At 69.8% G+C, this 13,985-nt stretch carries 14 protein-coding genes; 1 reads left to right on the top strand and 13 read right to left on the bottom strand.

The annotated features are described in order from the left end of the window. Window positions 1–154 precede the first annotated feature (154 nt). The 4 genes from glmS to rplM form a co-directional block, all read right to left on the bottom strand. Window positions 155–2,083 carry a glutamine--fructose-6-phosphate transaminase (isomerizing) gene (glmS, locus tag BL254_RS08625; protein WP_076843020.1) on the bottom strand — a complete coding sequence of 643 codons (1,929 nt, stop codon included), beginning with the start codon at window positions 2,081–2,083 and terminating at the stop codon, window positions 155–157. 173 nt (window positions 2,084–2,256) lie between these two features. Continuing rightward, window positions 2,257–3,603 carry a phosphoglucosamine mutase gene (gene glmM / locus BL254_RS08630; RefSeq protein WP_076843021.1) on the bottom strand — a complete coding sequence of 449 codons (1,347 nt, stop codon included), beginning with the start codon at window positions 3,601–3,603 and terminating at the stop codon, window positions 2,257–2,259. Window positions 3,604–4,007: 404 nt separating this feature from the next. Further along, window positions 4,008–4,415 (bottom strand): 30S ribosomal protein S9, encoded by a 408-nt coding sequence (rpsI, locus tag BL254_RS08635; protein ID WP_047221584.1) that lies wholly within the window; start codon window positions 4,413–4,415, stop codon window positions 4,008–4,010. Between the two features lie 34 nt (window positions 4,416–4,449). Continuing rightward, window positions 4,450–4,893, bottom strand: a complete 444-nt coding sequence (rplM, locus tag BL254_RS08640) for a 50S ribosomal protein L13 (RefSeq protein WP_076843022.1) — start codon at window positions 4,891–4,893, stop codon at window positions 4,450–4,452. A gap of 343 nt (window positions 4,894–5,236) precedes the next feature. Here rplM and BL254_RS08645 point away from each other — a divergent pair, with 343 nt between their 5' ends. After that, entirely contained in the window at window positions 5,237–6,775 is a 1,539-nt protein-coding gene (locus tag BL254_RS08645; protein ID WP_139342222.1) for a hypothetical protein, read from the top strand. 92 nt (window positions 6,776–6,867) lie between these two features. Here BL254_RS08645 and truA read toward each other — a convergent pair whose 3' ends face one another. From truA to map, 9 genes are all read right to left on the bottom strand, one after another. Further along, on the bottom strand, window positions 6,868–7,707 hold the full coding sequence (truA, locus tag BL254_RS08650; RefSeq protein WP_013875084.1) for a tRNA pseudouridine(38-40) synthase TruA: 840 nt from the start codon (window positions 7,705–7,707) through the stop codon (window positions 6,868–6,870). A 594-nt stretch (window positions 7,708–8,301) separates the two neighbouring features. Further along, window positions 8,302–8,946 (bottom strand): 50S ribosomal protein L17, encoded by a 645-nt coding sequence (gene rplQ, locus BL254_RS08655; protein WP_047221583.1) that lies wholly within the window; start codon window positions 8,944–8,946, stop codon window positions 8,302–8,304. Between the two features lie 247 nt (window positions 8,947–9,193). Continuing rightward, window positions 9,194–10,246 carry a DNA-directed RNA polymerase subunit alpha gene (locus tag BL254_RS08660; RefSeq protein ID WP_047221582.1) on the bottom strand — a complete coding sequence of 351 codons (1,053 nt, stop codon included), beginning with the start codon at window positions 10,244–10,246 and terminating at the stop codon, window positions 9,194–9,196. A gap of 177 nt (window positions 10,247–10,423) precedes the next feature. Further along, entirely contained in the window at window positions 10,424–11,050 is a 627-nt protein-coding gene (gene rpsD / locus BL254_RS08665; RefSeq protein WP_047221581.1) for a 30S ribosomal protein S4, read from the bottom strand. A gap of 189 nt (window positions 11,051–11,239) precedes the next feature. Continuing rightward, window positions 11,240–11,644 (bottom strand): 30S ribosomal protein S11, encoded by a 405-nt coding sequence (rpsK, locus tag BL254_RS08670; protein ID WP_013875088.1) that lies wholly within the window; start codon window positions 11,642–11,644, stop codon window positions 11,240–11,242. A 92-nt stretch (window positions 11,645–11,736) separates the two neighbouring features. After that, complete coding sequence (gene rpsM / locus BL254_RS08675) at window positions 11,737–12,117, bottom strand: 30S ribosomal protein S13 (protein WP_047221580.1); 381 nt, start codon at window positions 12,115–12,117, stop codon at window positions 11,737–11,739. A gap of 196 nt (window positions 12,118–12,313) precedes the next feature. Then, the gene (rpmJ, locus tag BL254_RS08680) at window positions 12,314–12,427 is read right to left on the bottom strand and encodes a 50S ribosomal protein L36 (RefSeq protein WP_003956441.1); all 114 of its coding nucleotides are present in this window, start codon (window positions 12,425–12,427) and stop codon (window positions 12,314–12,316) included. Between the two features lie 114 nt (window positions 12,428–12,541). Further along, the gene (infA, locus tag BL254_RS08685; protein WP_006541558.1) at window positions 12,542–12,763 is read right to left on the bottom strand and encodes a translation initiation factor IF-1; all 222 of its coding nucleotides are present in this window, start codon (window positions 12,761–12,763) and stop codon (window positions 12,542–12,544) included. A gap of 280 nt (window positions 12,764–13,043) precedes the next feature. Beyond that, on the bottom strand, window positions 13,044–13,883 hold the full coding sequence (gene map, locus BL254_RS08690) for a type I methionyl aminopeptidase (protein ID WP_076843025.1): 840 nt from the start codon (window positions 13,881–13,883) through the stop codon (window positions 13,044–13,046). Window positions 13,884–13,985 lie beyond the last annotated feature (102 nt).

Consider the following 13,985-nt stretch of genomic DNA (forward strand, 5'->3'; position numbering starts at 1 on the left):
CCCGGCCGGTACGAACAAAGCCCGGTCAGCGCGGATACGCGACGAGTTGGGAACGGAAGCTGGGACAGACGGTCCCGTCCTCGTCGGCACCGGCCCCAGCCGTCCTGTGCCGGATCCGGTCGGCACCGGCCTCGCGACGACCCGCCCGCGGTGGCTACTCGACGGTGACGGACTTGGCGAGATTTCGCGGCTGGTCGACATCGAGGCCGCGGGCGAGAGCCAGCTCGCAGGCGAAGACCTGCAACGGCAGCGTCGTCACCAGCGGGGCGAACAAGGTCGGCGTCGCCGGCACCCGGATCAGATGTTCGGCGTAGGGCTCCACAACGGTGTCGCCCTCCTCCGCGATGACGATGGTCCGCGCACCGCGGGCCCGAACCTCCTGGATGTTGGAAACAATCTTGCTGTGCAGGTGCGAACGCCCCCGCGGAGACGGCACCACGACGACGACCGGCAGCCCCTCCTCGACGAGCGCGATCGGGCCGTGTTTGAGCTCCCCGGCCGGGAAGCCCTCGGCGTGCATGTAGGCGAGCTCCTTGAGCTTGAGAGCGCCCTCCAGAGCGACCGGATAGCCGACGTGCCGGCCGAGGAAGARCACGGCCCTGGCGTCGGCGAGGGTGCGGGCAAGCGCCCGCATCGGTTCGATCGTGGCCAGGGTCTGGCGCACCAGGGCGGGCATGGCCTGCAGCTTCTCGACGTACCGGGCGACCTCGTCGCCGTAGAGCACCCCCCGGACCTGCGCCAGGTACAGCCCGACCAGCAGGCACGCGGCCACCTGGCCGAGGAAGGTCTTCGTCGAGGYCACCCCGACCTCGGGGCCGCAGCGGGTGTACAGGACGGCGTCGGACTCCCGCGGGATCGTCGACCCGTTCGTGTTGCAGATCGCCAGCACCCGGGCCTTCTGCTCCCGGGCGTGCTTGACCGCCATCAGGGTGTCGAGCGTCTCACCGCTCTGGCTGATGGCCACGACGAGCGTGGAACGGTCCAGGACCGGGTCGCGGTAGCGGAACTCCGAGGCCATCTCCACCTCGCAGGGCAGCCGCGTCCAGTGTTCGATGGCGTATTTGGCGATGAGTCCGGCGTGGTAGGCCGTGCCGCAGGCGACGATGAACACCTTGTCCACGTCACGGAAGTCCTGGGCGGACAGGCGTTCCTCGTCGAGGACGATCTCGGCGTCGTTGGAGAGACGTCCGCGCAGGGTGTCGGCGAGGGCGGTCGGCTGCTCGCTGATCTCCTTGAGCATGAAGTAGGGGTGGCCGCCCTTCTCCGCGGCGCTGGCGTCCCAGTCGACGTGGTACGGACGGCCCTCGACCGGGTTGCCGGCGAAGTCGGTGATGGTCACGCCGTCGCGGCGGGCCTCGACGATCTGGTCCTGGCCGATCTCCACGGCGCTGCGGGTGTGCGCGATGAAGGCCGCGACGTCACTGGCCAGGAAGGTCTCGTCGGCGCCGACGCCGACCACGAGCGGGCTGTTGCGCCGCGCCCMGACCACCACGTCGGGATGGTCCCGGTGCACCACGACCAGCGTGAAGGCGCCTTCCAGACGGCGGCACACCCGGCGGAAGGCCTCGGTCAGCCGGCTCGCCCCGGCCGTCTCGGCTCCCTCAGCAGTCCTGGCAGCCCCAGCCGCGCCAGCCCCAGCGGTCCCGTCCGGAGCGCTCACCGCGGCGAGTTCGTCCTCCAGCAGGTGCGCGACGATCTCGGTGTCGGTCTCGCTGGCGAGTTCGTGCCCGTCGCGCTCGAGGCCGGCCCGCAGGCTCGCGAAATTCTCGATGATCCCATTGTGGATCACGGCGATGGCGCCGGTGCAGTCGGTGTGCGGATGCGCGTTGGTGTCCGTCGGCCCGCCGTGCGTCGCCCAGCGGGTATGACCGATACCGACGGTTCCCCGCGGGCTRGTCTCCGATTCGGCCAGCGCCTTTTCCAGGTTGGCCAGTTTGCCCGCTCTGCGCAGAGTACGCAGCCCGCCGTCGACGACCACGGCCACGCCCGCCGAGTCGTAGCCCCGGTATTCCAACCGGCGAAGCCCGGCCAGAGCCACCTCGAGCGCGGGCTGTCCCCCGATGTACCCGATGATCCCACACATGCGGTCAGCGTACGCAATCAGCGGCCCGGGCCCACCGGAGAGGACTCATTACGTGCCTTTGCGTTCGCTGACGGTAATAGCCGCGTTCGCCGCTGGTAATAGCGCTTCGGACGCGCGAGCCCGTGGGCACCGCGGTGGGCGCCTCAACCAGGACTCCCCTCAACCAGGACTCCTCAGCCCAGGGCGTCGCGGACGACCGCGGCCAGGCGGGTGGCGACCGCCTGGGCCTGCTCCCCGGTCGGCGCCTCCACCATGACCCGGACCAGCGGTTCCGTGCCGGACGGACGCAGCAGGACCCGGCCGTCGTCCCCGAGTTCGGCCTCGGCCGCGGCGACCGCGGCGGCAAGCTCCGGCGACGTGGACACCTTCGACCGGTCCACACCCGAGACGTTGACGAGCACCTGCGGCAGCCTCGTCATGACCTTGGCGAGCTCCGCGAGCGGACGCTGCGTCTCGGCCATCCGGCCGAGCACCTGCAGGGCGGTCAGCAGCCCGTCCCCGGTCGTCGCATGCTGGAGGAAGAGGACGTGCCCGCTCTGTTCCCCGCCGAGGGCAAGCCCTCGTTCGCGCATGGCCTCCAGGACGTAGCGGTCGCCGACCGGGGTCGCGACCACGTTGATCCCGGCGTCCCGCATCGCGTGGTGGAAGCCCAGGTTCGACATCACCGTCACCACGACCGTGTCGTCGGTGARCTCGCCATGCTCGCGCAGCCCCAGAGCGGACAGGGCGAGGATCTGGTCGCCGTCGACGATCTCGCCGTTGGCGTCCACGGCCAGGCACCGGTCAGCGTCGCCGTCGTGCGCGAYACCGACGTCGGCGCCGTGTTCGAGCACCGCCGCCTGGAGGGCCTGAAGATGGGTGGCGCCGCAACCGTCGTTGATCCGGGTGCCGTCGCCGTCCGCGTGCAGGGCGATCACGTCGGCCCCGGCGTCCCGCAGCACGCGCGGCGCCAGCATGTACGCGGCTCCCTGCGCGCAGTCGACCACGACTCGCAGGCCGGTCAGCGCGGCGGGAACGGTCGCCAGCAGGAACCGTGCGTACCCTTCGACAAGGGCCTGATCGTCGCGGACCCGGCCGATGGCCGCACCGGTGGGACGGTTGGGCACCGGCGCGGCGAGGCGTTCGGCGATCTCGTCCTCGATTTCGTCCGGCAGCTTCTGCCCGCCCGCGGCGAACAGTTTGATGCCGTTGTCCGGCATCGGGTTGTGGCTTGCCGAGAGCATCACGCCGAGGTCCGCCCCCGAACTGATGACCGCGTGTGCCACCGTGGGCGTGGGAACCACCCCGATGCGCAGCACGTCCGCGCCGGCCGAGGCGAGCCCGGCGACGACCGCCGCCTCCAGGAACTCCCCCGAGGGACGGGTGTCCCGCCCAACCACCACGGTCGGGCGCCCGGAGCCGGCCGGACGATGCTCGGTGAGCACCCCCACGGCCGCCGCCGACAGCCCCAGCGCCAGTTCGGCCGTGAGATCGACGTTGGCGACCCCGCGAACGCCGTCGGTACCGAAAAGCCTCACCATGTGGTCACCGCCGTCAGCTCATCCCGTGTCGGACATCACCCGCGGACCGCGGTCCCGCCGGATTCCCCGGGACCTGTCGAGGGCATGAAGAAGACCATGGCCGCACGCTCGCCAGGCCACCGGCATCGTGACGGCCCGCGGGCGCGCGAGGGAAAGCGCGAACGCGCTCTTCGTACACGGTCCTCGGCCCGGCGAATGCCCTGGGAGCTTCCGGACGCGTGCGAAGAAGCTCGATCACACGCTCGTCACCCCAGGACGCGCCTGGGGTATGCGAACACGCAAGGAGAAGCATAGACGCGCGCTCCGTAGCCCAGGTGGATGCCACGCGGGCTACGGAGCGCGCAAACGATATTCCGAACGGACGGTCCGAACGAGCAGGACGAAGCGGGGGCGATCCCGGAACGTCAGCGCTTGCTGTACTGGGGTGCCTTCCGGGCCTTCTTCAGGCCGTACTTCTTCCGTTCCTTGACCCGGGCGTCCCGGGTCAGGAAACCGGCCTTCTTCAGCACCGGGCGGGATTCCTCGTCGGCGGTGATCAGCGCCCGGGCGAGCGCGAGCCGCAGCGCGCCGGCCTGGCCGGAGACCCCACCGCCGTGTAGCCGCGCGACCACGTCGTAGGACTCGGCCCGGTCCACCGCCTTGAGCGGCTCGTTGACCAGCTGCTGGTGCACCTTGTTGGGGAAGTAGGCCTCCAGGGAGCGCCCGTTGAGAATCCACTTGCCGCTGCCTGGCAGCAGGCGTACCCGGACAACGGCCTCCTTGCGCCGGCCGGTGGCGCGGGGATTGCCCTGGGTGTCGGTCACGACAGCCACGTCGTCTGTCCTTCCTGGTCAGATGGTCCGCGGCTTACTGCGCGACCTGGGTGATTTCAAACGGCTGGGGCTGCTGGGCCTGGTGCGGATGCGTCGGCCCGGCGTAGACCTTCAGCTTGGTGCCCTGCGCCCGGCCCAGCTTGTTCTTCGGCAGCATGCCCTTGACGGCTTTCTCGATGAYGAGCTGCGGCCGGGTGTCCAGCAGCAACCCGTAGGAGACGCTGCGCAGACCGCCGGGATAGCCGGAGTGGCGATGGTATTTGGYCTGCTCGCGCTTGTTGCCGCTGAGGGCCACCTTGCCGGCGTTCACGATGATGACGAAGTCGCCGGTGTCGATGTGCGGGGCGAAGGTCGGCTTGTGCTTGCCACGCAGCAGATGGGCGGCCTGGCTGGCCAGCCTGCCGAGCACCACGTCCGTGGCATCGATGACATGCCAGGCACGCTGGACGTCTGTGGGCTTGGGCTGGTACGTGCGCACAGGTCTGCCTTTTCTTGTCAGCGGATGCGTGTCGTGCCTTCGAGTCGCTCAGGTGAGTGGCTCGGAAGCCGCCGGCTGCGTCAGGATGCGCGACCGAATACGGACCCCGCTACCTGCCATGAGCGGCAGTCTTTGAGGCTACCAGGCGATCGGTACGACCGACCGGAGACCCCCACGCACTGATCATCCATATAATGATCATCCAACATTACGAAGATCTGTCGGACATCGTAGTCTACGGGGGATGGACGAGAAGCCAGAGCARCCACCAGGCGCCTCGGGAGACGCCGTCGAGGCTGTGGATCCAGTGGATCCACTGGATCCAGCCGAGGCTGTGGATCCAGTGGATCCATGGGTCCCACCGGCGGACGACCCGCTGTTCGGCCCGCTGAACACGTTGCCGGCYTCCATCCGCAGACCCGTGTGGACGTCCGACGTCGGGATCTTCGACAGGACGGTCGCGGTCCAGCCGCTGGACAGTGCGCTCATGCCAGCCGCCACCCCGCCCACGACCCGCGAGACCGGCTCCGCACCGCGGGACAACCAGCCGGCGGACGGGCAACCAGCGGAACAGCCAGCGGGCGAACGACCAGCGGCCGACCAGCCGGCGGACGACGCACCGTCGACCAGCGCCAGCGGCTCGCCGGAGACACCAGGCGGCGGCACAGCGCCGAAGGCGCCCACCAGCGACACAGCGCCGGAGGCGCCAGGCGGCGACGGAGGCGGCGTGACGCCAAGCAGGGACACGGTGCCAGTGGGCAGGAAGGACGGCGCCGCTGGCAAGCCGACAGCCGGCTCTCCAGCACCCGCCACGACCCGGCTGCCAGCCGAGGCCCCGGAGCCCTCCGAGGCCCCGGTCCCACCACGGGCCTCGGCACCGTCAGCGGCCTCGTCCCCCTCGAAGTCCCCCTCGAAGATCTCAGCGCTACCGACGGTCCCGAACCCCTTGAAAGCCCCGGCACCGCCGGGAGATTCGGAGACCTCGACGGAAACCGCGGCAGCGCTGGCCACCCCGGCGTCGCCCGAAAGCCCCGCAAGCGTGCCCTCCGTTGGGGGGGACACGCGCGACCAGCGCAACCAGACGGTCCCGTTCGTCCCACGGGCAGCCGCGCCCGACGCCGACGACGCCGGCCGTGGCCCCGCCAGTGGTACGGCTCCCCCTGGGCGGCGCCTGTCCATCGGCCGCCTTACCAGACCGATCGTGATCATCGGTGCCGTCGCGGTCGTGGTCCTCGCGGCCGTCGCCGTCCTGGCGGGTCACGACCGGGACGACGCCAAAGGCCCGTCGGCCACGGCCAGCACCGCGCCGGCGGCCAACCCCAACTTCATCAACAGCGCCCGGACGGACTCCGATCCGGTCACGGCCGCCGAGTTCTTCGGCTCCCCCCGGGTCACCCTCAACCTGCACAGCTACACCCGGCTGGCGCACAAGCTGGACGCGGGCTGCCCAAACCTGACCGGCGAGCTCACCAACACGCTCTCGGGTGACCGGTGCCGGCAGCTCGTCCGGGCGGTGTACCTGTCCGAGCCGGACACCTCCGGACGTCGGGTGCTCGCGGCCACCTCGGTACTCGTCCTGGACGACGCGAGCACCGCCGTGAACGCGGCCAGGGCCGTCACCGAGGGCCGGGGCGGTGTACCGGCCCTGCCGGTGCCGGCCGAGTCGCTTCCCGGCGCGACGGTGACGAACCCGGCCGGTGACAACTCCTGGCGGACCGCCCCCGTGAGCGGGCACTATCTGATCGTGATCCAGCTGGCCTACACGGACGGGGCCGAGGGCGCCCCGGCCGACCCGGCGCTGACCACGGCACGTCGTGACCTCGCCCTGCTGGCCAGCCAGCCGATCTCGCAGCGGGTCCTGGCCGGCCACGGGCCGCGCTGATTCCCCACCCCGGAGTTCCCCGCCCCCCGAAGCCGGTTCCCCGCCGCCGGGCACGGCACGGCCGGCCGAGAGCGGCGCCGCTGCCCTGACGGCTATCCGGACGGGCTCGTGGGCACCCGCACCGCCCGGGTCACCGCCGCCCGGGCCGCCAGCTCCGCGTCCGGTGGGTAGCGGACCTCGACGAGGGTCAGCCCGTGGGGCGCGGCCACCGTCACCGCCGGGTCGCGGACGCCGCGGGCGAGGACGTCCGCCGGCCAGTGGTGGGGGCGGCGCCCCTCCCCCACCGCCAGCAGCGCCCCGACCAGGGCCCGCACCATGGAGTGGCAGAAGGCGTCCGCCTCCACGTCCGCGACGACCACACCGTCGTGGCCGTCGGGTACCCGGGCCACGTCCAGGCGCAGCAACGTGCGCACCGTGGTCGCGCCCTCCCGGCGCCGGCAGAAGGCGGCGAAGTCGCGCTCCCCCACCAGGGCCAGGGCCGCGTCGGCCATCCGCTCGGCGTCCAGGGGACGCGGCCAGGCCAGCGTGTCGTGCCGGCGCAGCGGATCAACCCCGTACGGCGCGTCACCGATCCGGTAGACGTAGCGGCGGGACAGCGCGGAGAAGCGGGCGTCGAAACCCGGCGGGGCCGGCGCCAGGGCCGTGATCCGCACAGCGCGGTCGAGTACGCCGTTGAGCCGGCGCGCAAGCCCGCCGAGCGGGACGTCGTCGGGAATGTCCACATGGGCCACCTGGCCGCGGGCGTGGACGCCGGCATCGGTACGCCCGGCCACGGTGAGGCGGACCGCTGGCAGCCGTGCCACCCGCATCAGCGCGTCCTCGACGTCACCCTGCACGGTGCGCTGCCCGGGCTGACGCGCCCACCCCGCGAACGGGGTCCCGTCATACGCGAGATCGAGGCGTAGCCGGAGCAGGCCGTCGACAGCGCTCACCGCTTCCTGACGATTCGGGTTACACGGTCGTCGATCATACTTCGGGTCGTATCGTCCCGCAGGATACAAAGAAGATGATGATGTAGGCACATCGGGTATCACCGGAATCACGGTGGCGCGCGAAACATGAGGCCCATCATCCTCCGCCGGATGGTAGGCCGGTGCGACGCGGGTCCCGTCGAAGCGGCCAGCGCAACCGTCGTGCGACCAGGCGTCATCTGCCGAAGCACTGCGCGGACGTTGGGACGTGCGAATCGACGGGAGGGGCGCACACAGCACCATGAAGATCATTAAAGGTCTGCCGCCGGATACGCGCCCATGCGGCCAGGAAACGCACTCGGTGACGCGGTCGCCCGGATCAGGCCCCGTCCTGGGCCAGGACCCGTAGGACGATCGTGGACGGAGTCCGTGCCGTCCGACTGACACCTGGAGGCCGCCTTGCGGGCCAGCGCCTGACGGCGGCCAAATCAGACGAGCGGCCAGGGGACGGACCCCCGACCGCTCGTCTGACTTCAGCTGGTTTCGGCCTGCCGGCCAGGCCCGGTCGCCTCTGAAGGCGTAGCCGCCCCTGACAGCTCAGCCGCCCCTGCGGACTCAGTCGGCCTTGGGGGTCTGCGGCGTATCGTCGGCGCTCTCCTCCACCGACAGCGCCTGCACCGACTCGGCACCGGCATCGGTGTCAGCGGGCGTGGCGACAGCCTCGGTGAGGGTCGCCTCCGCCTCGGCGGCTGCCTCGGCCTCGGCCGCAACCGCTGCCGCGGTGGGCGACTCCTTCGCCAGATCGGCCGCGGCCTCGGCCGTCGCGCCGGTGGGGCGGCGACGGGGAGCGAAGCGGGTGCCTCGGGCCTGCTCGGCCTCCTGGATCGCCTGCTGGGCGACCGTCAGGGCCTCGACCAGCTCGATACGGGCCAGCGGGGCGTTGTCCCCCCTGCGGGGCCCGAGTTTGACGATGCGGGTGTAGCCACCGTTGCGGTCCGCGTAGCGTGGGCCGATTTCGGTGAACAGGACGTGCACCACGGACTTGTCGCGGACGAACCTGAGCACACGTCGGCGGGCGTGCAGGTCGCCGCGCTTGGCGAAGGTGACCAGTCTCTCGGCGTACGGGCGCAGCCGCCTCGCCTTGGCCTCGGTCGTGGTAATGCCGCCGTGCTCGAACAACGCGGTGGCGAGGTTGGCCAGCAACAGCCGCTCGTGTGCGGGGCTGCCACCGAGCCGGGGGCCCTTGGTAGGCGTGGGCATGACAGGTACTCCTCGATCCTTCTATCCCGCCGGATGGCTTCGCCGGAATCCTTAGGAAGACCCCGAGCTCGTGGGCGGGCCACCGCCTGGGGGCACGCAACCGCCGTCGACGATCACGCAAAAACGAAGATCAGTAGATGCAGACCATCGGGCGGCGCGGCAATGATACCGCGCCGCCTTCGGGCTGAGCTCTACTGCCTCTTCGGTGCTGCCTGCTGGGTGCTGTTGTTCTCTGGGTGCCTGTTCGTCAGTACTGTTCGGTTTCGACGAACTCAGAGCTGTCGTCAGCGGGGTCGCTGAACGGAGCCGCCGAGTAGGTGTCGGTGCCGTAGGTGTCCACCGCGTGCCGCGGGTCGAACCCGGGCGGGGAGTCCTTGAGCTGGAGAGCCATCGCGGCGAGCTTCGTCTTGACCTCGTCGATCGACTTCTGCCCGAAGTTGCGGATGTCGAGCAGATCCGCCTCGCTGCGGGACACCAGCTCACCGATGGTGTGGATGCCCTCGCGCTTGAGGCAGTTGTAGGAACGGACGGTGAGATCCATCTCCTCGATCGGCAGCGCCAGATCTGCGGCAAGCGCGGCGTCCGCGGCGGACGGGCCGATGTCGACGCCCTCCGCCTCGGCGTTCAGCTCCTGYGCGAGGCCGAAGAGGCCGACGAGCGTCTTGCCGGCGCTGGCCATCGCGTCCCGCGGCGAGATCGACTGCTTCGTCTCGACGTCCACGATGAGCCGGTCGAAGTCGGTGCGCTGCTCGACACGGGTCGCCTCGACCTTGTAGGTGACCTTGAGCACCGGGGAGTAGATGGAGTCCACCGGGATCCGGCCGATCTCCTGCCCCGGCTGCTTGTTCTGGGCCGCGCTGACGTAGCCGCGACCGCGCTCGACGGTCAACTCGATCTCGAGCTTGCCCTTGTCGTTGAGGGTGGCCAGCGCCAGGTCGAGGCTGTGGACCTCGACGCCGGCCGGCGGGGCGATGTCCGCCGCGGTCACCACTCCCGGGCCCTGCTTGCGCAGGTACATCACGGTCGGCTCGTCGTTCTCCGAGCTGACGACCAGTTCCTTCAGGTTCAGGATCAGGTCGGTGACGTCCTCCTTCACACCGGGGACGGTGGAGAACTCGTGCAGCACCCCGTCGATACGGATGCTGGTCACCGCCGCGCCGGGGATGGAGGACAGCAGGGTCCGGCGCAGCGAGTTGCCGAGGGTGTAGCCGAAACCCGGCTCAAGCGGCTCGATGACGAACCGCGAGCGGAACTCCGAGATCGACTCCTCGATCAGCGTCGGACGCTGGGCGATAAGCATGGGGTACGTCCTTCCGTACACGGCGACCGCTATATGACGCCGTGACCTGTGGCTCCGGTCGGAGCCCGTGGACGGGGCCTCTGTCCGTCCCGTCCACGTCGTACTCGTTCCAGTGTGGACCATCTGGAACGCGACGTCCGCACCGGGGCCCGACGACGGGCCCCGGACGGGCGCGGCCTACTTGGAGTAGAGCTCGACGATGAGCTGCTCCTGCACCTGGGTGTCGATCACCTGACGGGCCGGCAGCGAGTGCACCAGCACCCGCAGCTGGCTGGGAATGACCTCCAGCCAGGGCGGCGGGGTGCGCTGGCCGGCGGTCTCCCGAGCGATGATGAACGGGGTCAGCTCGCGCGCCTTGGGTGCGATCTCGACGATGTCGTTCTCGCTGACCCGATAGCTGGGGATGTCGACCTTGCCGCCGTTGACCACGACATGGCCGTGGCGGACAGCCTGGCGCGCGGCGTCCCGGGAAGGAGCGAAGCCGGCGCGGTACACGACGTTGTCCAGCCGCGACTCAAGGATCTTCAGCAGCTCGTCACCGGTCTTGCCGGTGCGCCGGTTGGCCTCGTCGTAGTAGCCGCGGAACTGCTTCTCCAGGACGCCGTAGATGCGCGCGCACTTCTGCTTCTCACGCTTCTGCAGCAGGTACTCGGAGTCCTTGGTGCGGCCACGGCCGTGCTCGCCCGGCGGGTAGGGACGGATCTCGATCGGGCACTTGGGCGATTCGCACTTGCTGCCCTTGAGGAACAGTTTCGTCTTCTCACGGCGGCAGCGCTTGCAGTCCGCGCCGGTATAGCGGGCCATGCTTGTCCTTCTCTCCTTTTTCGGCCAGAGGTGGCGCGAGGATGTGCTTCTTCGCGCCATCGGAGGCCTTCGAGGCCCTGGTGCTGCTGGCGCGAACCAGATCGGAGGTGGCGCAGTCATGCTCCGTGTCGCGCCACCGGCAGCCGCGATACTGCTGTCGTCAGATCCTGTGTCGTCGGATCCCGCTGGTCAGACCCTGCGCCGCTTGGGCGGCCGGCAGCCGTTGTGCGGGGTCGGGGTGACGTCCTGAATCGCGCCGACCTCGAGACCGGCCGCCTGCAGGGAGCGGATCGCGGTCTCTCGTCCCGAGCCGGGGCCCTTGACGAAGACGTCCACCTTGCGCATTCCGTGTTCCTGCGCCTTGCGGGCGGCGTTCTCCGCAGCCATCTGGGCGGCGAAGGGGGTCGACTTGCGCGATCCCTTGAATCCGACGTGGCCGGCGCTCGCCCAGGAGATCACGTTCCCGCTGGGATCGGTGATCGACACGATCGTGTTGTTGAAGGTGCTCTTGATGTGGGCGTGGCCGTGCGCGACGTTCTTCTTCTCCTTGCGCCGGACCTTCTTGATGCCGGCGGCACGCGTCTTTGGCGGCATATGCTTTCGTGATCTCCGTTTACGAGGTCGTCGGTCAGCGCCCGGCCATGGCCACCGTCGACGGATGTCGGCCGGGGCGGCTGACTACTGGCTTACTTCTTGCCGGCCTTCTTCTTACCGGCGATGGCGCGGCGCGGGCCCTTGCGGGTACGCGCGTTGGTGTGCGTCCGCTGGCCGTGGACGGGAAGGTTGCGCCGGTGCCGCAGGCCCTGGTAGCAGCCGATCTCCATCTTCCGGCGGATGTCCTGACGTACCTCCCGGTGCAGGTCGCCCTCGACCCGGTAGTTCGCGTCGATCCATTCCCTGAGCCGGACGATCTCCTCGTCGGTCAGGTCCCGGACGCGCGTGTCGGGGTTGACGCCGGTGGCGGCAAGAGTCTCCAGGGAACGGCTGCGGCCGATCCCGAATATGTAGGTCAGAGCGATCTCCACCCGCTTGTCACGCGGGAGGTCTACGCCGGAAAGGCGTGCCATGCCAGGTGTTTCCTTCCTTTACCGGAGGTCTTGAGCGTCTCCGTCCCGTACCGGCGACGTGGGTGCCGGCTCGGGCCCCGGCCTCCGACCGGGGGTGGATACCGCGTACCGCGGCCTGGTGACGCTTGGAGGGGCGTCGCCCAGTGCAGGTGACCGGTGACCGCGGACACCGGCCTGGGGTCACCCGACGGGGCTGTCAGCCCTGGCGCTGCTTGTGGCGCAGGTTGTCACAGATGACCATCACGCGGCCATGGCGACGGATCACCTTGCACTTGTCACATATCTTCTTGACGCTCGGCTTGACCTTCACGGCTGCACGAACCTCCCTTGCGCAGCCGCTGAGGTGCGCCTGCGAATGTCTGGGGTGTCACCAGGCTACCGACGGCGCCCGAGAAGCAGAGCACGCCGTCGGTCGCCAGAGAGCTTACTTGTAGCGGTAGACGATCCGGCCACGGGACAGGTCGTAGGGCGACAGCTCCACGACGACCCGGTCCTCTGGAAGGATCCGGATGTAGTGCTGACGCATCTTGCCACTGATGTGGGCGAGTACTCGATGACCGTTCTGGAGCTCGACCCGGAACATCGCGTTCGGGAGTGGCTCCACAACTCGGCCCTCGATCTCGATGGCCCCGTCCTTCTTCGGCATGTCCTCCGCTGTCCTACCTTCGGGTGTCCGACGGTGGACACAGACGAACATCAATGCCCCGCTAACCGTCGGCTTTCAAGTGTACGTGGCCCACCCGTCAAGGGCCAATCTGGCTCCCTCACTGCCGTTGGCAGCCCGACCCCCGCCGGCAACCGCGGGCTGCCGGGCCGGCCCGCTACCAGCAGCGACCGGCTACCGGACCGACGGTGGCCGAATGACAGCGAGCGTGTCAGCGATAGATCATGATGAGTAACGGGAGGATGAATAACAGGAGATGGYGTCAGGACGCGGGCGTTTCGACCGGCTGGCCGCAGGCGACTCCCAGTTCGGCGAACTTCGCCGCGCCACCGTCGAGGGCTGTCAGCACCCAGGGGCCGCGTGGGGTCACCGCGACCGTGTGCTCGGTGTGCGCGGCCCAGGAGCCGTCCGTGGTGGCGACGGTCCACTCGTCGCCGAGCACTCGGGTGTCCGGCCGCCCTATCGTGATCATGGGCTCGATCGCCAGCGCGATTCCCTCGACCAGGCGGATCCCCCGGCCCGGCCGCCCGTGGTTGAGCACGTGCGGCGGCTGGTGCATCTCGGTCCCGATGCCGTGGCCGCCGTAGTGGTCCACGATGCCGTATCCCCGGGGGCGGACGTGGTGCTCGACCGCCGCCGAGATGTCGGTCAGCTTGCCGCCGAGCTGCGCGGCCGCCAGGCCCTGCCACAGCGACTGCTCGCACACCTCGATCAGGTCGAGGAACTGCTGGGGTACCGTCCCGACCGGCACCGTGATCGCGGAGTCTCCGTGCCAGCCGTCCACGATCGCGCCGCAGTCGATGGAGATGATGTCCCCCTCGCGCAGCGCCCGCCTGCGGCGCGGTATCCCGTGGACGACCTCGTCGTTGATGGACGCGCAGATCGACGCGGGAAAGGGCGGCCGGCCATACCCCTTGAAGGAGGGAGTTCCGCCGTCGCCGCGGATCGACTTCTCCGCGATCGCGTCAAGATCACCGGTGGTGATCCCCGGCTCGACCGCCGCTCGCAGCTTTTCCAGGGCGCGCGCGACGACGAGTCCCGCCACCCGCATCTTCGCGATCTCGCCCGCGGTCTTGATCTGGACATGTTCTCGTCGCGCCACGCTCGTCGCCCCGGTCCGTATCCCTAGTAACCCTGTGGTACCGCTCGTAACTCTGTGGTTCCGTCCGCCTGTGATGGCGGCCGTCCCGTACGCCTCCGGTGG

Source organism: Protofrankia sp. BMG5.30 (genome assembly GCF_001983005.1).
Lineage (GTDB): Bacteria > Actinomycetota > Actinomycetes > Frankiales > Frankiaceae > Protofrankia > Protofrankia coriariae.

Bases quoted from the DNA above. Each gene is read 5' to 3' on its own strand.
- infA (WP_006541558.1), bottom strand. From the start codon at position 12,763: ATGCCGAAGAAGGACGGGGCCATCGAGATCGAGGGCCGAGTTGTGGAG.
- rpsD (WP_047221581.1), bottom strand. From the start codon at position 11,050: ATGGCCCGCTATACCGGCGCGGACTGCAAGCGCTGCCGCCGTGAGAAG.
- rplQ (WP_047221583.1), bottom strand. From the start codon at position 8,946: ATGCCCACGCCTACCAAGGGCCCCCGGCTCGGTGGCAGCCCCGCACAC.
- rpsK (WP_013875088.1), bottom strand. From the start codon at position 11,644: ATGCCGCCAAAGACGCGTGCCGCCGGCATCAAGAAGGTCCGGCGCAAG.
- rpsM (WP_047221580.1), bottom strand. From the start codon at position 12,117: ATGGCACGCCTTTCCGGCGTAGACCTCCCGCGTGACAAGCGGGTGGAG.